Annotated in this window: 24 protein-coding genes; 5 read left to right on the top strand and 19 right to left on the bottom strand. The window is 32.3% G+C overall.

Annotated elements, in window-relative coordinates; translation table 11 throughout:
* Positions 1-2: 2 nt before the first annotated feature.
* The 5 genes from Q0829_RS19710 to Q0829_RS19690 all read right to left on the bottom strand — a co-directional run bounded on the left by Q0829_RS19710 (position 3) and on the right by Q0829_RS19690 (position 11,508).
* Positions 3-1,775, bottom strand: a complete 1,773-nt coding sequence (locus Q0829_RS19710; protein ID WP_298546260.1) for a long-chain fatty acid--CoA ligase — start codon at positions 1,773-1,775, stop codon at positions 3-5.
* Positions 1,776-2,058: 283 nt separating this feature from the next.
* Complete coding sequence (locus Q0829_RS19705; protein ID WP_298546259.1) at positions 2,059-4,458, bottom strand: M14 family zinc carboxypeptidase; 2,400 nt, start codon at positions 4,456-4,458, stop codon at positions 2,059-2,061.
* Between the two features lie 159 nt (positions 4,459-4,617).
* On the bottom strand, positions 4,618-8,286 hold the full coding sequence (purL, locus tag Q0829_RS19700; RefSeq protein WP_298546257.1) for a phosphoribosylformylglycinamidine synthase: 3,669 nt from the start codon (positions 8,284-8,286) through the stop codon (positions 4,618-4,620).
* A 154-nt stretch (positions 8,287-8,440) separates the two neighbouring features.
* Entirely contained in the window at positions 8,441-10,279 is a 1,839-nt protein-coding gene (locus tag Q0829_RS19695; protein WP_298546256.1) for an endonuclease, read from the bottom strand.
* Positions 10,280-10,299: 20 nt separating this feature from the next.
* Complete coding sequence (locus Q0829_RS19690; protein WP_298546254.1) at positions 10,300-11,508, bottom strand: RsmB/NOP family class I SAM-dependent RNA methyltransferase; 1,209 nt, start codon at positions 11,506-11,508, stop codon at positions 10,300-10,302.
* 76 nt (positions 11,509-11,584) lie between these two features.
* Between Q0829_RS19690 and Q0829_RS19685 the strand changes: the two genes are divergently transcribed.
* Positions 11,585-12,652 carry an oxidoreductase gene (locus tag Q0829_RS19685; RefSeq protein WP_298546252.1) on the top strand — a complete coding sequence of 356 codons (1,068 nt, stop codon included), beginning with the start codon at positions 11,585-11,587 and terminating at the stop codon, positions 12,650-12,652.
* 54 nt (positions 12,653-12,706) lie between these two features.
* On the opposite strand, the gene Q0829_RS19680 is transcribed toward Q0829_RS19685, so the two are convergent.
* From Q0829_RS19680 to Q0829_RS19655, 6 genes are all read right to left on the bottom strand, one after another.
* The gene (locus Q0829_RS19680; protein WP_298546251.1) at positions 12,707-13,150 is read right to left on the bottom strand and encodes a sensor of ECF-type sigma factor; all 444 of its coding nucleotides are present in this window, start codon (positions 13,148-13,150) and stop codon (positions 12,707-12,709) included.
* Positions 13,151-13,160: 10 nt separating this feature from the next.
* A complete protein-coding gene (locus Q0829_RS19675) occupies positions 13,161-13,802 on the bottom strand; it encodes a hypothetical protein (protein WP_298546250.1) in 642 nt (213 codons plus the stop codon).
* 31 nt (positions 13,803-13,833) lie between these two features.
* Positions 13,834-14,376, bottom strand: a complete 543-nt coding sequence (locus Q0829_RS19670) for an RNA polymerase sigma factor (protein WP_298546876.1) — start codon at positions 14,374-14,376, stop codon at positions 13,834-13,836.
* 1,722 nt (positions 14,377-16,098) lie between these two features.
* Positions 16,099-16,284, bottom strand: a complete 186-nt coding sequence (locus tag Q0829_RS19665) for a hypothetical protein (protein WP_298546249.1) — start codon at positions 16,282-16,284, stop codon at positions 16,099-16,101.
* A gap of 11 nt (positions 16,285-16,295) precedes the next feature.
* Entirely contained in the window at positions 16,296-16,598 is a 303-nt protein-coding gene (locus Q0829_RS19660; RefSeq protein WP_298546248.1) for a type II toxin-antitoxin system RelE/ParE family toxin, read from the bottom strand.
* Between the two features lie 2 nt (positions 16,599-16,600).
* A complete protein-coding gene (locus Q0829_RS19655; protein ID WP_298546247.1) occupies positions 16,601-16,855 on the bottom strand; it encodes a type II toxin-antitoxin system ParD family antitoxin in 255 nt (84 codons plus the stop codon).
* A gap of 304 nt (positions 16,856-17,159) precedes the next feature.
* Here Q0829_RS19655 and Q0829_RS19650 point away from each other — a divergent pair, with 304 nt between their 5' ends.
* A complete protein-coding gene (locus tag Q0829_RS19650; protein ID WP_298546245.1) occupies positions 17,160-17,414 on the top strand; it encodes a hypothetical protein in 255 nt (84 codons plus the stop codon).
* Between the two features lie 899 nt (positions 17,415-18,313).
* Here Q0829_RS19650 and Q0829_RS19645 read toward each other — a convergent pair.
* A complete protein-coding gene (locus tag Q0829_RS19645) occupies positions 18,314-19,081 on the bottom strand; it encodes an SOS response-associated peptidase family protein (protein ID WP_298546244.1) in 768 nt (255 codons plus the stop codon).
* Positions 19,082-19,178: 97 nt separating this feature from the next.
* Between Q0829_RS19645 and Q0829_RS19640 the strand changes: the two genes are divergently transcribed.
* Positions 19,179-19,487 (top strand): hypothetical protein, encoded by a 309-nt coding sequence (locus tag Q0829_RS19640; RefSeq protein ID WP_298546243.1) that lies wholly within the window; start codon positions 19,179-19,181, stop codon positions 19,485-19,487.
* A gap of 141 nt (positions 19,488-19,628) precedes the next feature.
* Here the strand turns inward: Q0829_RS19640 and Q0829_RS19635 are convergent, their stop codons facing one another.
* The 4 genes from Q0829_RS19635 to Q0829_RS19620 form a co-directional block, all read right to left on the bottom strand.
* Positions 19,629-19,829: a helix-turn-helix transcriptional regulator gene (locus tag Q0829_RS19635; protein WP_298546241.1), complete on the bottom strand. Its 201-nt coding sequence runs from the start codon at positions 19,827-19,829 to the stop codon at positions 19,629-19,631.
* Between the two features lie 23 nt (positions 19,830-19,852).
* Entirely contained in the window at positions 19,853-20,068 is a 216-nt protein-coding gene (locus tag Q0829_RS19630; protein ID WP_298546240.1) for a hypothetical protein, read from the bottom strand.
* Between the two features lie 67 nt (positions 20,069-20,135).
* On the bottom strand, positions 20,136-20,723 hold the full coding sequence (locus Q0829_RS19625; protein ID WP_298546239.1) for a hypothetical protein: 588 nt from the start codon (positions 20,721-20,723) through the stop codon (positions 20,136-20,138).
* Positions 20,724-20,726: 3 nt separating this feature from the next.
* Positions 20,727-20,990 (bottom strand): hypothetical protein, encoded by a 264-nt coding sequence (locus tag Q0829_RS19620; RefSeq protein ID WP_298546237.1) that lies wholly within the window; start codon positions 20,988-20,990, stop codon positions 20,727-20,729.
* 208 nt (positions 20,991-21,198) lie between these two features.
* On the opposite strand from Q0829_RS19620, the gene Q0829_RS19615 reads away from it, so the two are divergent.
* Positions 21,199-21,540 (top strand): hypothetical protein, encoded by a 342-nt coding sequence (locus Q0829_RS19615; RefSeq protein WP_298546236.1) that lies wholly within the window; start codon positions 21,199-21,201, stop codon positions 21,538-21,540.
* 28 nt (positions 21,541-21,568) lie between these two features.
* Positions 21,569-21,856 carry a hypothetical protein gene (locus Q0829_RS19610; protein ID WP_298546234.1) on the top strand — a complete coding sequence of 96 codons (288 nt, stop codon included), beginning with the start codon at positions 21,569-21,571 and terminating at the stop codon, positions 21,854-21,856.
* Between the two features lie 445 nt (positions 21,857-22,301).
* On the opposite strand, the gene Q0829_RS19605 is transcribed toward Q0829_RS19610, so the two are convergent.
* From Q0829_RS19605 to Q0829_RS19595, 3 genes are read right to left on the bottom strand one after another with little or no spacing between them, the layout of a single operon-like run.
* Entirely contained in the window at positions 22,302-23,090 is a 789-nt protein-coding gene (locus Q0829_RS19605; RefSeq protein WP_298546233.1) for an SAM-dependent methyltransferase, read from the bottom strand.
* A complete protein-coding gene (locus tag Q0829_RS19600) occupies positions 23,087-23,860 on the bottom strand; it encodes a hypothetical protein (RefSeq protein WP_298546232.1) in 774 nt (257 codons plus the stop codon). Before Q0829_RS19600 ends, Q0829_RS19605 begins: the two co-directional genes overlap by 4 nt.
* Positions 23,841-24,020, bottom strand: coding sequence for a hypothetical protein (locus Q0829_RS19595; RefSeq protein WP_298546231.1), 180 nt, complete (start codon positions 24,018-24,020; stop codon positions 23,841-23,843). The genes Q0829_RS19600 and Q0829_RS19595 overlap by 20 nt, the downstream gene beginning before the upstream one ends.
* Positions 24,021-24,065: the final 45 nt, after the last annotated feature.

Here is a 24,065-nt window from a genome sequence, read left to right as displayed (position 1 = left end):
AATTAGCCATAAATTTTACTATATAGATCTTGGTATTTTGCCTTGATCACTCGTCTTTTTAGTTTCATAGTAGGAGTGAGGTGTTCTGCTTCAATGCTCCATTCGTCTGATGTAAGTTCGAATCTTTTGATACGCTCCCATTTTCCAAATTTTTCATTGTGCTCATCAACTTCTTCCTGCACACGGTCAATTACAGTTTGGTTACTTACGATTTCCTCATTGGAATTACCGATAGAAATCCCTTTTCTACTTGCCCAATCTTTTACAAATTCAAAATTTAATTGAATAAAAGCTGCAGGCATTTTTTCTCCATCTCCAATAACCATTATTTGTTCAATAAAACGGGATTGTTTCATCGCATTTTCTATTACTTGAGGAGCAACATATTTACCTCCTGAAGTCTTGAACATTTCTTTTTTACGATCAGTAATCCTTAAGAAACCTTCGCTGTCTATTTCTCCGATATCTCCAGTGTGGAAATATCCATTTTTCAGAACTTCGTTACTTTTTTCTTCATCCTTATAGTAGCCGATCATTACTTGCGGTCCCTTTATTAGAATCTCGCCATCTTCAGCAATTTTAACTTCAGTTTCTGGAAGCATTTTTCCTACGGTTCCGATCTTAAAACCTTTATCTCTAATATCATTTACAGAAATTACAGGGGATGTCTCTGTTAATCCATAGCCTTCCATTACATTTATACCAGCAGCATTAAAAACGCGCGCAAGTCTTGATTGTAAAGCGGCACTTCCTGATGCGATTACTTTTAAATTTCCTCCTAATGCTTCCTGCCATTTGCTGAAAATTAATTTTTTCGCAATACCTAATTTCTTCTCATACCACCAGCCATTAGCACCATAAGGTTCGTATTTTAACCCTAACTCTACAGCCCAGAAAAACAATTTCTTTTTAACACCTGTTAAGTCAGCTCCCTTGGCAATGATTTTGTCATATACTTTTTCTAGCAATCTAGGAACAGCAGTCATCATATCTGGCTGTATCTCTTTTAGATTATCGCTTATTGTTTCTAGAGATTCAGCAAAATAAATACCTATACCTCTATATTGGTATAAATACATTAACATCCTTTCATAGATATGACAAACAGGTAAAAAACTCAATGCTTTGACTTCTCCTTCGAATTCTGCAAATCTTGTGGAACTGTGTAAGGCGTTAGTTACTATGTTTTTATGACTTAACATAACTCCTTTTGGTCTACCTGTAGTTCCGGATGTATATATTAATGTAGCAAGATCATCTTCTTTTACAGAAGCCATTAGCTTTTCTACTTCTTCCTGATTACTATCATCGCTTCCAAGCTCCAATACTTTATTCCAGCTATCACAATCTTTTAGGTCATTGAAAGAATATACTCCCTTAAGAGAAGGTACATTGCCTTTTATATTATTTACTTTTTGTAAAACTTCATCATCAGATACAAAACAATATACAGATTCAGAATGGTTTAAAACATATTCGTAATCTTCTTGAGAGATAGTGGGATAAATAGGTACATCCTGAGCGGCAATTTGCAACACACCGATATCAACAATATTCCATTCTGTCCTATTATTAGAAGAAATTATGGCAACTTTATCATTTGGTTTAACACCTAATCGCAGTAAACCTCGGCTGATTTGATTTGCTTTTTCTACATATTCTTTAGTAGAAGTAGCAACCCACTTTCCATCATATTTTGTTATTAAAGCTTTGTCTAAATTGTATTTCTCTAGTTGATAATGTGGGAAATCAAATAATCTAGTAATTGTATTCATACGTTGTTTCAGATATGTTTTTTCTCTGTTTGTAAAGACCTCTTAAATTTAAGAATTATGTTTTAAAAAACGTAACACTTAACTATTATAAAAAAGTTGTACAACAAATTGGTTTAATATAATCAAAATTCTCCTAATTTTTATGCGCTAAAGAATTTTAAAAACTACTATGCGTGCATAGTTTCGCAAATTATAAAAAATATCACAATACACAACCCTAATATATAAAAAAAGGAGCTATCTTTTGATAACTCCTTAAGTTTTATGGGTTTTAATTGAATAATTATCGTTTTAAAACTTTGAAAGTTTTGATATTACCATTTATTTCAATGCTAAGGAAATACAATCCGGAATTTAGTTTTGATATATCAAATTCTTGATTTCCAGAAACTTCATATTTTGCATAAACCTCTTGGCCGATTACATTTCTTAAATTAAGATTAAAATTGATTGAAGAAGATGGAGAAATTTTCAAAATATCTTTTGCTGGATTAGGAAAAATTTTAAATTCTGAGAAAACATTATCTTGAACATCCAAAACGGTTTGGCTAATAGAATTTACTTTTAAATCATCAAAAAAGAAACCGTCACCTTCGGTGTTTCCATCAGAAACAAATTGAAAACGAACTTTAATAGTTTCTCCAAGATAGTCACTAAGGCTAATTTCTTCTAATACCCAATCTGTTTGAGTTCCATCATATAAAGGTTCACCGGTTGGCTGTCCGGCATTTGTGCTTCCGGAGTTTGTCAACTTTCCACATTGCGGAATCCAGGATGTTCCATTGTCAATAGAAACTTCGAATTGTGCATAGTCCCAATTATTTTCTATATCCCATTTTGCATAAAATTGAACATTTGCATAAGCCGCATCGCTAAGGTTAATACTTTGAGTTAGTTCAATTACTTTGTTTTGGTTAGGGCCGTAGTTACCTGTAGGGGACTCGGTTATTGATGCATTAGAAGATACAAATGTAGCGGTTGTTGTAGACCAGCCTGATTGTGTATAATCATTTAAATTGTTGGCATCATTATCAACGATACTCTGAAGAGTACCATATTTTTTAGTTACCGTAGTAGATTCAGTGATTGCACCACCATCTATCTGAATTGTATAAGAAATATCATCTCCAACCTGAACTGAATTATTGATGTTTATTTGAATGTTATCAGATATATCCGTGCCAATTTGTGTGTTGGTATAGCTTTTGGAACTGCCGACACTCGTAATATTTCCAGACACTGGTATGATATTTACGGTAAAATTTCCGTTACCTGTTACACCAAGTCTTTTAAGTGTGTAATTAGCATTAAAAGAAGTGTTTTCTCCGATAAATATATTTCCGGTACTTTCTATTTGAGCATAATTATTGGTCATTTTAGCGGCTGTAAGATTTAGATACATCATTTCTTTACAGATTCCGTCTATTTGATTAGAAGCTGGCCAGAATGAAGTTCCAACTTCGGGAGTGAAAGAAAATATTTTATTGTGCGGTTGTGTAGTTCCACCGTACATAAAATCATCACTATCTCCCGCAAAAGGAGCATCTCTTAAAGGATTATAACCATTCTGGGATGTAAGTTCTGCACCTATTGCTATATACGTATTTTCATCTGGCGTAGGTGTGTTATCAGTATAAGAGTACGGAAAGTACAGCAACTCACCAAAAGTGTGATTGTTTAAGGCGATAACAAAATTATGTTGCTCCGTAAACCATTTCATAGCTTGATTTTCTACTTCAGAAAATGCGCTTGTACCATGATATGTCTGAGCATTAGTATTATTCGAAGATCCAGGACCTCCCCAAGTTGCGTTAGCAGAATTTCCATTAGGATAATGATCATAATTACGATTGTTATCAACGCCATGAGTATTAAACCTGTTTTTTCTCCAAAGCCCACCACCGTTTGGATTTGTGACTTGATTATAAAGATATCCATCAGGGTTAAGTACGGGTATAAAATAAAGTTCCGTATTATCCACAATCTGTTTTATATCTGGATCAGAATTATAATTCTCCAATAGATACCACATATAGTAAATAAGTTGAGACAAACTAGCAGGTTCCCTGGCGTGATGGATAGCATCATATAATATTTCTGATTCATTTTCATCGACATCTGGATTGTCAGAGATGCGAACCCATTGTATTGTATTGCCGCCAATTGACGGAGTTACAGAATTATCTGGAGTACCATTCGTAACAAATGTACCGATATCTGCTCTTGCTGAAATTAGATTAGGGTATTTGGTGCGCATAGCATCGAGATTATCTAACATCTCCTGATAGGTAAGATATCCGCCCATAGATCCCAATGAGAAATTAGATGGAGTAGGGTAGTTCATTGTTGTTCCATTCCCAGAAGGACAGGTTAGGTTTCGTATGGCTTTTTGTGTTTTGGCAATTTCATTTCTTTTAATAAAATCTGCTTCTGCGTCTTCTATTATAATATCAACTTGTAATCCAAGATTTCGTGCGGTTTCAATTTCTGATGAAGAGAAAACCGAAATAATAAAAATTCCTCGTTTATGCTGACCATGATCTACGGGAACTCCTGCATCCATAAGTAATTGGAAATTTTCTGGAGTATTATATGTGATTTTAGCTTTGCTAAATGTTGGTTTTGTTTGAGAAATAACAAAAGCCGAAACCAATAAAAATAGAGTTATGAGTATTTTTTTCAAGGGTTACGTATTTAGGTTTAAAAAAGTTATTGATACTACTGTAAAAAATACTGATTTTAATCATCATTTGATAATGAAGCATAGATCAGTACTGCAGTTATTAGTATATAACAGTTTGATAGTAATAAACCCTAAATAAGTTTTAAATAAAATCCAGAATTACTTCGTATCCTCAATCCATAATCTAGCATTCACAAAAGCTTCAATCCATGGGGATACTTCATCTTGTCTATCTTTTTGGTAATTAGCCCAATTCCACTGGAAGGTAGAGCGTTCGATATGAGGCATCATCACTAAATGACGCCCTGTTGTATCACACATCATAGCAGTATTGTAATCTGATCCATTTGGATTGGCTGGATATCCTTCATATCCATATTTAGCAACAATGTTATATTGATCTTCGGATAGAGGAAGGTTAAATTTTCCTTCACCATGTGAGATCCATACTCCTAATGTGCTTCCTGCTAAAGAGGATAACATTACTGAATTGTTTTCCTGAATTTTAACAGAAGTAAATCCACTTTCATGTTTATGGGAATCATTATGATGCATTTTTCCGTGTTCACTATGTTCTGGATTAATTACTTCTAACTCCATAAATAACTGACATCCATTACAGATCCCAACAGATAATGTATCTTTTCTTTTAAAGAAGTTTTTTAAAGCGGCATTTGCTTTTTCATTATAAAGGAAAGCACCTGCCCAACCTTTTGCAGAACCTAGCACATCACTATTTGAGAATCCACCTACAGCTCCAATAAATTGAATGTCTTCTAATGTTTCACGACCAGAAATAAGGTCAGTCATATGTACATCCTTTACATCAAAACCAGCTAGATACATAGCATTGGCCATTTCGCGTTCAGAATTACTTCCTTTTTCTCTTATGATAGCGGCTTTTGGTCTTGGCTTAGTATTATCAATTAGAGGAAGTTTTCCTGTAAATTGCTTCGGAAATGTATATTGTAATGGTTGATTTGCAAAATTATCAAATCTATCATTTGCAAGATTATTAGCGGTTTGTTTTTGATCTAAAAGATAGGATGTTTTAAACCAGGTTTTTCTTAATGTCGTAATATCAAAATTATATGACTCATCAATATTTTTGATTTCTAAAGAAGCTTTATGAGTTACTTTACCAATATTGAAAAACTGAATGTTATTCTGAGAAAGTATAGCTTCTATATCTGAATCATTCGTACTTTGGAATACGATACCTGCGTTTTCTGCAAAAAGTAACTTGATTATATCTTTTTCTCCTATTTCCGAAAGATCTAATGTTGCACCTAAGTTAACATCCGCAAAACATAATTCTAACAAAGTAGTAATTAAACCACCAGAAGCCACATCATGACCAGCTGCAATTTTGTTATCTCTTATTAATTGTTGAATAACATTAAAGGTATTCTTAAAATTTTCAGCATTGTTAATACTTGGAGTTTCAGAACCAATTTTATTGATTACCTGAGAAAAAGAAGATCCTCCTAGTTTGTAATTATCCTGAGATAAGTTAATATAATAGATGTTCCCGCTATCTTTTTGAAGTACCGGTTCTATTACTTTGGTAATGTCATTACAATTAGCAGCAGCTGATATAATAACGGTTCCCGGAGAAATGACTTCTTCATTTGGGTATTTCTGCTTCATCGAAAGAGAATCTTTACCAGTAGGTACATTGATTCCTAAATCGATAGCAAAATCAGAGATTGCTTTTACTGCTTTATATAAACGAGCATCTTCACCTTCATTTTTGCAGGGCCACATCCAGTTTGCCGATAAAGAAATAGATTGTAATCCATCTTTTAGTGGTGCCCAGACGATATTAGTTAAAGCTTCGGCAATAGAATTCTTACTTCCAGCTTCGGGATTAATAAGACCTGAAATAGGAGAGTGACCAATTGAAGTCGCAATACCTTCTTTAGAGGTGTAATCTAAAGCCATCACACCACAGTTGTTAAGAGGTAATTGCAGAGGCCCTGTACATTGCTGTTTAGCAACTTTTCCACCAACGCATCGATCTACCTTGTTAGTAAGCCAATCTTTACAAGCAACAGCTTCTAGTTGCAATACCTGTTCGAGATAAGTGTGAAGATGTTCTTTTTGGCACGAAATATCCTCATAGTTACGATCAATGGTCTTATCATTCATAATCGTTTTAGGAGAACTACCGAACATATCTTCTAAAGCTAAATCCATAGGTTTGTCTCCTTTGGTTTTCGACTCAAAAGTAAAACGGTCATCACCCGTTACATCTCCCACTTGATACATCGGAGAACGCTCACGCTCTGCAATTCGTTCTAAAGTGTCAATATCTTTCTGTCCGATAACCAACCCCATTCTTTCTTGAGACTCATTACCAATAATTTCTTTGGCCGATAGTGTAGGGTCTCCAACAGGAAGTTTATCTAAGTCGATTTTCCCTCCAGTTTCTTCTACCAGTTCAGAAAGACAATTAAGATGTCCTCCAGCTCCATGATCGTGAATAGAAACGATAGTATTTACATCGCTTTCTACCATACCACGAATAGCGTTTGCAGCTCTTTTTTGCATTTCAGGATTAGAACGCTGAATGGCATTCAATTCGATACCGCTACTAAATTCTCCAGTGTCTGCAGAAGAAACTGCAGCTCCACCCATACCGATTCGATAATTTTCACCACCAAGAATGACAATCTTATCTCCGGTTTCAGGTTTGTCTTTAAGTGCTTGTTCGGCTTTTCCGTATCCTATTCCACCAGCCTGCATAATCACTTTGTCAAAACCTAATTTACGGGCATCTTCTTCGTGTTCAAAAGTTAGTACTGATCCAGTAATTAGTGGTTGTCCGAATTTGTTTCCAAAATCTGAAGCTCCATTAGAAGCCTTGATCAAAATATCTACTGGAGTTTGGTATAACCATTTTCTTTCTTCTACAGCTTTTTCCCAAGGACGATTTTCTTCTAATCGTGAATAGGAAGTCATGTAGACAGCGGTTCCTGCTAGTGGCAAAGATCCTTTTCCTCCAGCAAGGCGATCTCTGATTTCTCCACCAGAACCTGTAGCAGCACCGTTAAACGGTTCTACGGTGGTTGGAAAATTATGTGTTTCTGCTTTTAGCGAAATAACACTTTCAAAAGGTGTTTCTTGATAGAAATCTGGTTTATCAGCACTTTTTGGAGCAAACTGGGTAACCTTTGGACCTTTTACAAAAGCTACGTTGTCTTTATATGCAGAAACAATATCGTTAGGATGTGTTTCCGATGTTTTCTTTATTAATTTAAAAAGAGAAGTAGGTTGCTCTTCTCCATCAATAATAAAGGTACCATTGAATATTTTGTGTCTACAGTGTTCGGAGTTTACCTGAGAAAACCCGAATACTTCAGAATCTGTTAATTTTCTTCCTATTTTTTTCGCTACTCCTTCCAGATACGCTACTTCTTCTGGACTTAGTGCTAAACCTTCAGCTTTATTATAAGCCTCTATATTGTCTATTTCAAGAATTGCTTCTGGTTCAATATCTATAGTGTATATGTCTTGATTTAGACTACTATATTTTTGAGAAAGCATTGGATCAAAGTCAGTAAAGTTCTCTAGTACGGATTGAAATTCTTCAATTCGAATGATTCCTTCAATCCCCATGTTTTGGGTAATTTCCACAGCATTAGTACTCCAGGGTGTAATCATTGCGGCGCGTGGACCAACAAAAAAAGCGTCAATGGACGCCGAGGATATTTTAGGTTGGTTGCCAAATAACCATACTAATTTTTTGATATTTTCTGTCGAGATTTCATTAGTGGTTTGTACCGCAAATACGTTCTCATTTTGGTTTCCGAAGAAGTGGATCATGCTTCCAGACTTTGTGTTGTTTTTAATAAGCTGCAAATTTACTGTTTTTCTTTACAAAGTATTGTATAAAACTTAATAGGAATAATAGAGTTATTCACTAAATTCTAAACAATGAACATAAATAAAAAAAGCGGCTAAATTGCCGCTTTTCATTTTATCGTATAATTACCTTTTTGGTAATACTCCTCTGAGATGAGATAATCTCTACTAGTAGCATTCCTTGAGGGAGACTTGATAGTTGAATTGTTTCTGTGATATTCTTTTTAGAAACAATTTGCTTCCCAGTAATATCATAAATATTTAATTCACTATTGTTACTATTAGGCATATTAATGGTGATAGCACCATCTAGTGAAGGATTTGGATACACTGTTATTAAGTTATCCAGATCCAAATCATCTACTCCTAAAGTAGGATCATAACATGTCCAAGATAGATCATCGATGATTACTCTATCACTTGTAGTCGCCTTATCTGTAAAAGAAATTACCACATTTCCTGTAATATTAATATCATTAATAGTTGTAGTTTCTTCTGTGTCTCCATATGGAATTGTTCCTACATCAGTTCCATTAACTCGTACGGTAAATGTTCCACTACCACCACCAAAAGCTCTAATGGTAGTTACAGTTAAAGAACCAATACCTCCGGATATTGAAGGAGCAGTTAATTCGCCATTTCTAATGGTAATTGCGGCATCTGTAAGAGTTTGATCTGTTCTGGCATCAGTAGCAGTCCAAGTTCCTCCATCATCACCTGTCCACATACGGTCAAGATATTGACTGGATGAAGCGCCTATATTGGTAAATGTTTCTGAAGCACAATCACCGCCACCAGTACCGCCAGGTAGAGTAGTTCCATTTACAGAATTACTTTGTGCAGATTCATTTCCAGCGGCGTCTTTCGCTAATACGGTAAAAGAGTACGTGGTTTCAGCACTTAAACCGTTAACCATAGTACTGGTAGTAGCAACAGATTTATTGAAAACTGAATTTACATATACATCATATTCAGTTACCGCTGTATTATCAGTAGAAGCTGTCCAGGAAAGATCTATACTGTTAGAAGTTTCATTTGATACTACTAAATTGGTTGGCACCGTCGGTGCTTCAGTATCAATAGTAACATTCCATATCATTTGTACATACTCTGGATGGCTAATAAAAGGATTTGCATTTCCTTGAAAATTGTAAGCAGCATTATTTCTATCGATTTCTCGTTGTGAAACAGCATCAGAAAGATGCCAACTCACTAATAACTCAATATACCAAGTTTCGTAAAACTGATCTACCGATCCATCCATGGGATTGTTTGTGGAAGTATGAGGATCCCAAGTTCCACTTCCGTCAGCAGGGGCATTAAGAGCTTCGTCTTCATATCTTGTAGCAAAATACAATAACATTCTTGCGATATCACCTTTGAATTCATCAATTGGTTCAAATACGGTTCCTGAAAATCCAGAAGTTGCACTTGGACCTCTTTTAGAACCATTCGAATATGTGTTTGTTGGAGTTTCTGTAACTCCAAAAGGGAAACTACTTCGCTGTCCATTAACATAACCATCAGTAGGAACTACGTGATGTACATCAGTTCTCATTGGCGATAATTGATTAAAAAAACCTTGAGGGAATAAATGTTCTCTATTGTAACAAACACCTTCTGTATTACCAACATTACCGCAAGCATCTCCTGGAGAGCTTCCTCCATTTGTATCATGATCATAAGCAATAACATCAGTCCCATTAGGTTGTTCTGTATACATATCAAGAACGGTGTCGTCCATTTCGTAATAACTATCATTATCGGTAGTTTGATATGCAGTGTATAAAGCACTATAACCTTGATCTATATGACCAGTTGATATGATATTTTTTAATTCTGTTTTAAGAGTAAAACCAGTAAGTCCATTAGCACTGTCATAGTAATCCGACGGAACTTGGCTAAATCCAATACAAAATGTACAAAGAGCGATTAAAAGTAATTTTGTTTTCATTATTTGTTATGTGAGTTGAGTTATTTTCTTTCTAGCAATGCCATATAAAATCCATCAAATCCGGATTCTGAAGAAAGCACTTTTTTATCTTTTACAAAGATAAATTCTTTTCCTATTTCTTTAGTTAGGAATGTTTTAACCTGTTCTTGGTTTTCCGAAGGTAAAATAGAACAAGTGGCATAGACTAATTTTCCACCAGGTTTTACCATTTTAGAATAGCTTTCTAATATCTGCGATTGCGTTTGTCTTATTTTATCCAAAAACTCTGGTTGTAATTTCCATTTAGCATCAGGATTTCTACTTAAAACTCCTAATCCACTACAGGGAGCATCAATTAAAACACGGTCTGCTTTACCATGTAATTTCTTAATATCTTTAGTACTTTCTATGGTTCTTGGTTCTATGTTATGGGCTCCTGCACGTCGAGCTCTTCTCTTAAGTTCCTTTAATTTATTACTATAGATATCCATGGCAATTATTTGACCTTTATTTTCCATTAGAGCGGCCAAATGCAATGTTTTTCCACCAGCTCCTGCACAAGTATCTACTACTCGCTGACCTGGTTTTACTTCTAAGAAGTCAGCTACTAATTGTGATGAACCATCCTGTACTTCGAATAGTCCTTTTTTAAAGGCTTCAGTAGAAAATACATTAGCTCTTTCTGTAAGTTTAAGGGCAGATGGATATCCCTTTATAAATTCTGTGTCTATATTTTCATCTTCAAGAATTCCTCTAAGTTTGTCTCTAGATATTTTTAGGGAATTAGTTCTTAGTACTACTGGAGCTTGTTGATTTAAGGCAGCAATTTCTTTGTCCCATTTAGCTCCTAGTTCTTTTTCTCCAAGTTCATCCAACCAATCCGGAATAGATTCTCTGAATTTTCTCGTATTACTAAGTTCATCAAAACGACCTTTGATACGTCTGGTAGGTGTAGGGACAATTTGTTTCCAATCGGGTAATGTGATGCCCCTTAGTGTTGCCCAAACAGCAAATATTCTCCAAAGATTTTCTCTAGAAAAAGGTTCAGAAACATCAGCAATTTCAGCATAAAGACGTTTCCATCGTACAATGTCATATACGGTTTCTGCAACAAAACTTCGATCACGGGATCCCCATCGCTTATCACGTTTTAACAGTTTTTGAACTACTTTATCGGCATAAGCTCCTTCATTAAAAATTTCACTAAGTCCATCAATTACCGCAAAGACAAGATTTCTATGTAAACGCATCCTTTATTTTTTTAGGGTTTGCAAAGGTAATCCTTTGCTTTAGAATAGTGTTATATTTGATTTAAAAATATTGAATATGAGATTTTTACTATTGTTATTGGTTGTTACACTTCTTTTCAATTGTGGATCAGAACAAAAGAAATTAGTCAGACATGATTTTTCTGAAGTAACTGTCGAGACTATCTTTAGTGATTCAACGAGTATCAGAGCCATTGGATTAAAAGATAATCTATTGATGTTTGCTGGCAGTAATGGTATGTATGGAACTTTTGAAATGGATGATACACTTACAATTAAGAATAAAAAAATCGATACGTTAGATTTTGAAGGAAAGAAAATACACTTTAGAGCTATTGCAGATACAAAAACTGATTTTTTTATATTGAGTATTGCATCGCCAGCTTTATTATATAAAATTAATAAAGGAACAAAGAAAATAAAGTTGGTATATAAAGAAGATCATGAAAAAGTATTTTATGATGCTATGGCGTTTTGGAATGATAAAGAGGGAATTGCTATGGGAGATCCGACTGATGGATGCTTATCTATTATTATTACCAGAGATGGTGGTGAGACCTGGGATAAGCTTTCTTGTGAAGATTTATCAAAAACAAATGAGGGAGAATCCGCTTTTGCAGCTAGTAATGGAAATATAGCAATTGTAGATAATCATACCTGGATCGTTTCGGGCGGAATGAAATCCAGAGTTTTTTATTCATCAGATAAAGGGATTAGTTGGCAAGTTTCTGATACCCCAATAGTACAAGGAACTGAAACAACTGGAGCATACTCGATAGATTTTTACGATAAAAATAATGGGATTATTTTTGGAGGGGATTATACAAAACCTAAGAATAATAAAAGAAATAAGGCTATTACTACCGATGGTGGTAAAACCTGGAATTTAATAGCAGATGGAGTGGGAGCAGGATATAAAAGTTGTATTCGATATATACCCAATGGAGGTGGTAAAGAAATGATAGCGGTAGGTTTTACTGGAATTTCAATTTCTAATGATTCAGGAAATTTATGGGAAGATATTAGTAAAGAGAGCTTTTATACGCTTCGATTTATAAATGATAGTGTGGCAGTGGCGGCAGGTAAGAATAGTATTGCAAAACTAATTTTTAAAACAAAAAAGTAAATGATAAAGGGATCTCATTTACTTTTTATTCAAAATCAGCAAGATTCTTGATTATCAATTTCTTTGTCGTCTATCTCTCAATTGTTTTAGAAGACGTTTATTAAATTCTCTCTCTGCTTTCACCAGTTTTAAGATCTTCTTATGAGAAATAACTTGTTTTAGATCTATAATTAATTTTTTACGAGCATTTAATTTTTGCTCTTCTCCTTTTAGGTGATTTCTTAAAAGATCTTCAGCTTCTTTTTCACTTAAACCTTCTAAACCATCTGCATCTTTTATTGATCTAATGGATCTGCGCTCTTCTTTTTTAAGGCTTTCCATGGTTTCGTCGTGCTCGTTATAAATAGGCCAAAATTGTTGGGCTTCCTTACTACTTAAATTTAATTGTTCCGTTATGTAAGCTATTTTTAGAGTTTTTACTCTTTCTCGGGAACCTCTTTGGGAATAAGAAACATTAATAGTAAAAACAATAATAAATAGTAATAGTATTTTTTTCATGTGTTCTTTTTTATTCAACATATATAATATCATCAGCTAACTCTTCATCAGATAAATAATCTTCTAATTCTTCATCACTTAGTTCAGTATTACCGAACGAATCGGTTAAATTAGTTTCATCATCCAGCAATTCGGCAATTTCAGCATCACTAAACTCACCATTTCCTTCCTCAAAATACTCTTGAATGTCCGCAATGTCAATGCTTTCAAAATTAAAAGAATTATTTTCTTTATTGATTGAGATAGCTATAATGATAGCAATCATGGCTGCAATTCCAGAAACATATAGTATGTTCTTTCTGGAGAATAGAGACACTACTTTGGATTCTTTCTTAACAGTAATTACCTTTTGTAAAATGGTTTCTTCTACATTTTCAAAATATTTTTCAGGTGCTGCTAAACCAGATTTAAGATTATCATTAAGGATAGAAACTTCTTTTTTCTCAGAATTCAGTTTTTCTATAAGATGATTCTCAAAAGTATTGAAATAATCATCGGGCACATTTAGGCCAGAGGATATTGTATCGGACAGTAAAGAAGAGTTTTTGTCTTCTTGGGATATTTTCTCAAAAAGTTTCTCTTCGAAATTATCGAAGTAATCTTTTGGGACTTTAAATCCTTTATTGTCGCTATGTAAATTATTTTTTTTCACTATTTATAAGACGATGTAAATGTAAAAAGGTTTAATTAGTTTTTAAGAATTCTTCAATTTTTTTAGAAGCTAGGTGGTATGAAGCTTTTAAGGCTCCTTCGCTAGTCTCTAAAATTTCAGATATTTCTTTGTATTTTAATTCCTGAAAATATTTCATATTAAATACCTGTTGTTGTTTTCGAGGTAACAATGCAATTGCCTTTTGCAATTTAAGTTGAATCTCATCACCTTCAAAATATACATCAGCCTCTAGATTTTGGATAAGCTGTTGTTGTAGTTCTTCATTACTTATATTATTTTTTTTTGCCTTTTGGTTTAAGAAAGTAATAGATTCATTGGTAGCAATTCGATACATCCATGAATATAACTTACTATCGCCTTTAAATTTTGATATGTTTTTATAGACTTTAATAAACACATTTTGTAGTATATCATCAGTGTCATCATGGTTTTTTACCATATTTCTAATATGCCAATACAATCTCTGTTTATAAAGAGCAACAAGCTTGCTAAAGGCGTTATTGATGTCTTTATCTGTTTGTAGGGCAATAAGCAGGTTTTCTTCTTCTTGAATATTCAAAGGTAAAGATTAGTTTTAGTTTGTATGTGTTACCATGTCATAAGACTAAAATACATAAAAAAGGTTTAATTATATAATGAAATTAATTTTTGTAGGAAAATTGTAAGAAAAACTTTAATTTTATAGATTAAATGTATTTTTATTTAGATAAAGTGAATTTAAATTTGGTCGGTTTAAAAAAAGTAGTATCTTTACACTGTAATAATGAGTTATCACTTTCATTTTCCCCAAGATGAAAGTTTTTAATAAAAGTGAGTTTTAATTTTAGATTAAGCCCCTAAATTAAGATGATTTGTGTGAAGAAAAAGAGCGTGGAGACGCTCTTTTTTGTTTTATATACGCTTCGCGGTAAATTATTTTTTGTAATCGTCGAATATTTTAATATTTTATTTATTTGTAGGTTTTTAGCTACAATATAAGTTAATAATGGCTAAACAAGTGTTAAAAAGAGTCTTTTTTTAGATTAAATGCGTAAAATGCTTTGCTGTATTCTAAATTGATTGTATATTTACAAAGTAAAAATGAGTTAGTGCTTTCATTTTCCCCAAGATGAAGGTTTTTAATAAAAGTGAGTTTTAATTTTAGATTAAGCCCCTAAATTAAGATGATTTGTGTGAAGAAAAAGAGCGTGGAGACGCTCTTTTTTATTTTTAGTATTTTAAGTGTTTGTTTTTCAAGTATTTGTTTGATTCTATTGTTGTGGTTTATGTAGGTTATGAATTTAGGTTTTAGCGAGAAGCAGGGTTTTTAAGCAGGGTTTTCTTAGATTTTTTAATTACTTTTGGTTATATCAGATTTGGGGTGATATACGGTGAAATGCTTATTTACTGGATATAATTCATTAGTCAAATCTATTTTTCTGTACTTTCAAAATCGTATTTTATTTATTTTGGGATAATTACACTTAGACTGTTTATTCCATCTATAATGACCTTTTAATTAACAAGATTTTCATTTTTCTTCTGCCATCTTCTAATCTCTGAATAATATTATGCATAGTTTATTTAGACCTTTTGTTGTTACTTAAATCATTACTAATACTACTTGCGTATCTTCCAAGTAGAAAACCTTCAACAAAGACTTTTAGACTAATTATCTTATTGTCGTCAAGCTTATATACAATTTCTATAAAAAACAAGTATAAACTGTATAAAACTGTTCTTTCTTCGTTGTAGATTATAGAATGTAAAAATGTTCCTTCGTTGAAGATTATACTTTACTTTGTTTCCTTCGGTAATATCTCGAACTCTTCTATAGTCATTTACCAATATATCTTTGGGTATGTAAAAAGAGAGATCATACATCGGAGCATGTATACGAACCATCGGAACCAATAAGGTTTTTTCTTTCTATTCATTATCTATTTACAGTTTAAGTATCATTTGTAATTAATAATTTTTTAGTTTCTTCACAATGAATTTCTATTACGTGAAATATTATACGTTTTCCATTATAAGTTTTCCTTACTATTTCATACCAACCATCTGACCATTTTTTAAGTATTTCAGGAGTGAGATTTAAAATATAGGAATAATCCTCTACTGTTAATTCATCATCATTAAACCAGATAGTATCTCCTAGTCTAAGTTCTTTGGCAAAATTTAAATCTATTTATAAAGTTTCCTCTGTTAAATCCTTGTGTCTGATATTATCATCAGTTAAATAACCGGATGTATAATCTATTAATATTGCTTTTTCTATATTCATTGGATCGTTTTATTGAACTTTAGTTTCTTTTAAATTTTCTATATTTTTATTCAATTTTTCCAAATAATATGAGATTCTACCAATATGTGTATCAGGAGGTGTTAGCTTACCTAACCCCATAGTTTCTTTAATCGGAAGGTTAAATTCTTGCGAATATTGTTTTCTATTTATATCCTGATAACGAACGTTGACCACAATTTCTTTATCTATTTTACTATCACTGTTTTGGGATAAGTCTGTAAAATAATATTTATACCTCTGCCCACAATAACATTATGATCCTTCTTGGTTAGGTAATATACAATATGCTCTTTAACTGGATTACTTCTTAGTCCAGCATGTATTTCAGATCTAGCTACACCTTGCATTGGAAATTCTGTTAAATGTTTGAAGCTATCATCTAATAATTTAAGGTAGATATCACGTTGTTTGTTGTCATATTGCTTATGAGTAATTTTACCAATAGACTTTAAGCTATCTTTTGCTTCAGGTGTAAGGAGGAAAAACATTTCTACTGCATTTTTTCGTCGAGTTCTGATATCTGGTTCTCTAAAGAGTATTCAGCATAGGTTCCATTCTCTCCATTATGAATCCCTGGAGCTAATCTTTTTTTCAAAGCTTGTAGCTTAATAAAATCAACCAATTCTTCATTATTCTCCATGTGTCTAAGTGCTTCGCGAATCACCTCGCTTGCACTATTATACTTCCCGCTATCCACTTTCCCTTGAACTACATCAACTAATTCCTCAGTTAAACTAATGTTCATTGACGGCATAATTAATCCTCATATTTCATTACTCAGAATAGTATAACAAAGATTGCCAAAGATTGCCGTCAATTAATCCAGTGCCTCAAATGTTTCCCATAAAATAACATTATGTATTTTTAACATTCAGCAATCGAATAAGAAAACAAAAAAACATGTACGAATGTACCCAGACAAGCGCTTTAAGTATTTTCTTTTAATATCTTTATTGATCGAAAACTTTATTTAGATTAATATTCGAAAAGACGTAATCCTTAGCGTCTATAAAGGTTTGGGGGTAATTATTAATTATATTTTTAAAATTATGCTAAATAATATTTTAAATTTAGAAGGAGTTACTGTCCTTAACAAAAAGCAACAAACAGGTATTAAAGGAGGTCAAACTTGTATTATAACAGTTAGGGACTCTGAAGGAAGCCATAGTATTATAGCTCCTGGATTTCGGGAAGGTTCGGCAGGTTCAGATCAAGCAAGCGGCATATGTAATGATTTGCTTAATGATTTTCCTGATGCATACAGTTGTGGTTATGATTGCCAATATGATGATTTTGGTCAGTAAGAAAACAATTATGCGGTTGGATATTTTTTATAGTAGCATGTAGATATTGTCCACAAACGCTTTATTAGCTTGAGTAGATCATTAAGTTTTTAATATGAGTTACATATACAGTTTTATTCTCATAACTTAAATATCGCAAGTTAGAGTCCTGCTCCAGCTAATAAAAATGATAAGGCTTTCAATTTCCTGAAAGTCTTTTTTAATTCTACAGGTACAACAAATTAGATTGACTTTTTTAATGTTGAATAAGTCACGTATATACATAATAGTATCACTGGAAAAATGTAGTTGGGATTCTTCTTTACCTCAATATACTTCAAGAATATCGACTACCGTAAACGGATCTTCCCTTGAAAACTTCACTATTCAGTTGTCGAGCATCTGTAATTCGAGATCAGGATATAAGTTGCTATCTTTCTATTTTTCGTATTCACAAAGACTTTCCAGAACACAACTTATGTATTAATTCTAGAATGATTGATTTTTATTTATATCAATTTGTAAATTTTCGATTGTTTCTGCGAAAACCGATGACTATTTATTTTCTAAAGACCTAATACCAGGTCCTGAGAAAATTAGTGAGAAACAAATAACAAGAAGATGGAAAATACATGTAAAAGACAAGCTGAACATAGATGTGAATTTTTATGCATTAAAACATGTACATACTGATATAATAGCAGCTTCAAGTGGAATAAAAACAGCCAAAATTATTAATGGTCATAAATCCGAAAAAACCACCATCAATCACTATGCGGTTAACGAAAAACAACGTCAAATTGATATTGGAATAAATCTAGATATATAATTTTAGATATATACGAATCCATACAATTCTAGAAATTTAAAATTAAGCATATAATTTTCAGAATCTTTATCTTAATATTTGCTCCCAATCATTAAAGATATTCCTGTATTTCCGTATTAAAAGCTAACTCAGGATAATCTACCTTTTGTATTATGTATTGATAATTACTGTCTATTTTATTTGAATATAAGTCTCTGTTAACTGGGTAAGATGATATTGTCGAATCATCATAACTTATATCTACTAACTCTTGTATATGATTTTGATTCAAATCGTCTCTAAGCCATTCTCTTTGTAGATCTGGATTAAGCAATACGACTTGTCGGTCTTTATCACCACTGTTATGAATAGTTCCAAATAGCTTTGAGGCTTTTTTTGTTAACATCGTTAATGTTCTAACTCCACCATCAGAAGATTCGGAATAAATTCCTGCGACTGAAAGCACTCCATTTTCTTTGTCTGTAAAATAAAATGGGTAAGATGTATTCATAAATCTATGTGGCTCAAAAAATCCTGTTAAAGGAATTATGCATCTTTTAGTATAAATTGAATCTTTATACAAATCATAAGTAAACATTTTCTCACTCCGTGCGTTCAAACAGTATACATTATTTTTTCCTTGACTATAATAGTCATTTATTTTGAATCCCGCTATATAAGAAGGTACTATACCCCATATCATAGGATGCAGTTCCTTTTTGCTTTCTTGAGGTATAACTAATAACTCTGGGTGATCTACACCTCGCAAATGATAATTCATAAAATCATTATCCGCAATACTAAACTTTTCAGACCTAATTACACCATAGTGTTCTTCTAATTTCTTGACTTTTCTAGCTTGTGATGCCTCGTAGCACATATCAATAAGAATTTCTCAAATATACAAAGTCTCTAAACTATAACCATCATTATTAGGAATAATTCCTATTTTATGGAATAATTCCTATTTTTGCAAAATGAAAACTAATGACGAAGCACCATACGTAAATGAGGAATTTATCATGATCCAAATTAATAGGGCATTTGAAGGTATGCACACCTTAAGAGTACAAAATAATGGTGGCTATTATGCAGAATTAAAAGGAGATACCTTGATTTATAGAAATGGATATGGGATTTACAAAGGAAAGCGGAATCTTAAAGCAGCAAGAAAAATCTTTGAAGGATTAATAAATACCTATCAAAACTTCAAAGTAAATGAAATTTGCTATTTCTATGGTAGAGGTGTATGGAAATGGTACACTGATTTTTCTTATAAAGAGTAAACTGAAACCTTATTTTTTTAATAGTTTATTTCATCTCTTATACTTATTCTTTCTTATATAATCAGTAAACCACATTCCAAAAATCCAAATAGGTACAATAATTATCAAATGCCACAATTCAAATTGATATTGATCCATCGTTTATTTAGACTTTAAAATTTTATTGAAATTTTTCACTCCTAATTTTTCTGCCATTTCCAAAAAATCAATAAGTTTTATAGCATACACATCAGATTCCCATTCACAAATACGTTCATTTCTTTTTCCAACTATTTTACTCATTTGCCTTTGGGATAATTTTTTATGTTCCCGTAATCGTTTAACATATAAACCTCCTTTCATAGTCTCCATCTTTTATTTTAACTTTATTCTATTAATTTATTTTTCAATATCAACGTAAGGCTATCGCGAAGAATTTCCGCCTGATTTTTATCCAGAGTCATTCCTCCTGAATTTAAATTTTTCTTATCTATGAAATGAAATTGAAGATGTTCGCCATCGGTTTCAATTTCCATATTCCTATTTTCCCCTGTATGCTCATTAGGATAAATTATGGTGATATTATCTATCTCAACTTTCATCTTTTTCCCCTTTGTTTGTTATGGTTTTATTGAACTTTACTTTTCAAAATTTGGCACATCCGTTTGGTTAATTATCTTTTAACATAAATCCATCGTATGGTAAATATTCTTGATAATAATTGGGAGCAAAATGTATAGCATTATCTTGTATAGAAACTACATATTCTTCTTCCTTTATTATATACTTATTTATCTCTTTCTCTAGAATATAGCTATAAACCTTAATCTCATTACCCCTGTATAGTTTAGCTCTCACATGAGCTATGCCTTTATCAGCATTAATAAAATAAGGATGAGTTATTTCCAGAAAACCATGTACATATTTTTTTGTGAAATATTGATGCATTTTATCCGCTTCATTATATAAGAACAAGCTATCACCATTGATAAATCTAACATTTGGGAATATTGATTTATTCCAATATAATGGAGTTATATCAAAGATAGAATCATGAGAATCGTCTATTGCTTTATCAACTATAGCAAGATATTGTCCATTTTTATATCGTAAAGATTCTATTATTTCATAAAATACCATATCTAGTTCAGGATTCTTTGAAGTTTTCAGAACCTCTGTAAGATCAACTTGATTGCTTTTACTATTACAAGAAAATAATAGTAGGATTAGAATTGTATAGTTAAGATTTTTTATCATAGCTTATTTATCCACTAAAGTATGTAATTTTATAGCAATAGCTTTATGATCACCTAATTTAGAAGTCATCCCCATGTTTACATTTGAGTGTTGCTGTAATAACTTAGTAATCTTTGCAATATCTGATCCATCTAAGATAAGCTTCACTACAGAAGGTACGTATCCAGTATATTCATCGGATGGACCTCCGTAATTATTCACTCCAATTGGATCCCATTCTTCCCATAAAATCATATCAACCTGTACAAATAATTCTTTCCTATTCATTTACTAATAGATTTATTGAACTTCGGTTAATCCCCTTTTTATAATCTCTTCTTTGAAATCATCTAATTCTATTTCATAATTGTAAATAGCCTGTTTAATCAAAAGATTGTGTGGTTCTCTTTCAAATTGAGCTATGGCTCTTGAATAATTAGAGTCTTAATTCTTTTTATTTTTCAATAATTCATTATTTGATAAAAGTCTTAAATTCATGAAATTTCAAGAATGTAATCTGAACATTAGATATGACCCACCTAAAGAAATTTTAGCAAAACGGGAAAGAGTATATTCTAAAATGCCAGGTTGGCTAGGTTTTGGTAAAAAAGATATGGGATATGAAGGGATTCCTTATTGGTTTAGCTACAATAAAGATGAAAAATATATAATAGCATCAGTCGAGTCAAGTGGACTCCATTTTGAAGGAAATATCGATGATTACGAATGGCTTTTATGGAAAACTAATTTTAAAAAAATCTCCACAGAAATTCTTAGATTTAAAGTTGGAGAAATAGAAGAAGGAGAAGTGAGGCACGAAATAGAATGGATATATTAACTTAGAAAGTTCAATAAAACGATGAATTATGACAAAAGAAGAATTTTTAAAGAATCATTGGTTTAATTTTCCTTTACCTGAAGGAACTGCGTATACATTAGAATATACACCAAAAAATGATGCAAATGTAGATGCTATAAGAAAAACTACATTAAATAATGCTACAGATGTAAGTGAATTAGATATGAGGATCGCATTATCACGAAAATTACTTACTGACAAGGATTATGAATATACTCAAAATGATGTTAAATCAATTTTTGATGCGCATGAAGATTATAATCTTAAGCATCCCAGAATTATAAAGTCTAAATAAACGATGAGAATAATATTTTGGATTCTTTATGTTTTGACAGTAGCTGGGGTAATTATTTCATTGATTATGATTGCGGCTGGTAATAGACCTTGCTCAGGTGATGGTTGTATGATTCAATTTTTATATATTATCGGAACCCCTCTTTTAATAATTTTTTTGATACTATTTTTCTTTATGACAAGAACGATTATAAAACAATGGAAAACTAAAGTTCAATAAAACGATCGTTTATTTGAACTTTTAACGGTTTCGGCTATAAACAGTTGCCTGGGGTAGCACAGACTTTTGCAAGTACACGACAAGCTGAAAATTCAACAGGAACTTTTAGGATAAGTCTGTAAAAATCATTGTTAGCGAACGTTTTTATTCCGTTATTTTATTATTCTGGTTATTAATTTATTTACCATTTTGACGCACGTAAAAAGATTTTCTACCCAATAGTGTATTATATATTTATATTCAATAATTTGGATAAAAACTCAGTCGAAACAGTTTTTGAACTTTGGGCTGGCATTAATAAAGATGCACCAAAAACAATAGAAGTTAGGGCATTGCGTAAACTTGATATAGTATGTTTTTTAATTAAATTTTGAGTGTTTCCACCCATCTTTATTGTTACTAAATAACAAGTATGGTTTTCTGAATAAATTTCTGTTAGATAATCACATAATACATCCCAAGAATTGTCTTTTGCAGGATTGCTTAAGTGAGTCTTTCTTGTTCCGGTTGAACAAATATCTAAGATTAATAAATTTAGGTCATTTGGTATTTCATATCTAAAGAGTAATAAGCGATTGACATCGACTATAATAGAACCTTTCTCTATCGGGTCTAATTTCTTTTTAGTGAATACACTAACCATACTTGATATCCCATCTATATAATGTATCTCAGCTCTAAAAGCCTTATCATTCTCCAGTCTCTTCCACCAAGAAACTCCTACTATTGGGTCGCCGTTCACGACTATAGAAACTTCACGATGAATTTCAAAGCTTTGTATTATCGTTTTTGCTATTCTTCTGTAATTATCTTCATCAATTCCTCCATCGTGATAAAGAGGCATCAAATCAGCAATTTCTCCTTTAACACCATTTTGTCTTAATACTTCTTCTGTTTCGGAGTAATTTCCAGTAATTACAAAAATTAAATCACTCCTTTTAGCAACTCTAATACCTTTGAGTGTCAAATCATCCATTGGATTCATTCCCCCGCCAACGACAAATAAATTATTCATAAATCAATCTGTTTTGGTACAAATCCCATTGATAATAGTGTTATTTTTTCGTCATCTGCGCACTCAAGTCTACCGTGTATTGTGCCATTAGCATGAAATGCAAGAACATTTCCAATCGGTATTTCATTTTCAATAGGTCCAAGATTAGAATCCCAAAGAATCAATTTAGAACGTTGTCCGTTCTTAAATGTGTGACTCAGTTTTACAAGAACGTTTATCTCGTACTCTTTTCTATCAACGTGCATATTAATACTGCTACATTCCTTATCATAGTATAAATATGAATTATGACCTGAATTAATTACTTCAAATCCTAACTTATCTTCTAACTCTTTTTGCAAGTTTGCGTTACTTGAGAAATTTAATGAAGCTTCACCTCCATAAGTTGACCTAAATGTTTCATTCCTATCACTTCTTGAGCTCCTCATTATAGCTGATTCATCTATACAATCATTAAAATGCTGTTTTATGTTTAATGAACGATAAGAATCATTAAAAATTAGACCAGATTTAGCGACCATTGAGAAAAACAAAGCAATACCTTGGATATTATTATAGCTTGTGGTTCCAACCTTGGGAATTTTGCAAGAAGGTGTGAGTTCAGAAACAACTGTGTTCAAATAAGTTTTAAATTCTAATTTACCTTTGTTGTCAAGTTCTTTGTATTTAGATAAATAAATCTTGCACAATTGTAACGGAACATTTGAATTATCATCATTACCAGATTGATTACTTAAATACCAGTCTTTTCTATTCATCATCATCGACACTTGTGTCAGTTATTTTTATTAACTGGTCAAGAGCCTTATCAAGTTCTTCAGATTTTCCTTTTTGTTTCTCCAATAGTTCCTTTACTTCTTTTAGTGTTTCAGGTGAAAGACCTACTAAGCATCTTGGTGTAATCGGTCCTGGGTTGTCTTTCTTTGCCATAATATTTGATTTTATTAATTAATTAAATTGATTCCTACTAATACA

Origin of the sequence: uncultured Aquimarina sp. (assembly GCF_947492405.1) — a bacterium.
GTDB lineage: Bacteria > Bacteroidota > Bacteroidia > Flavobacteriales > Flavobacteriaceae > Aquimarina.
The sequence above is the reverse complement of the archived record's forward strand: the minus strand, read 5'-3'. Positions and strand labels throughout refer to the sequence as shown.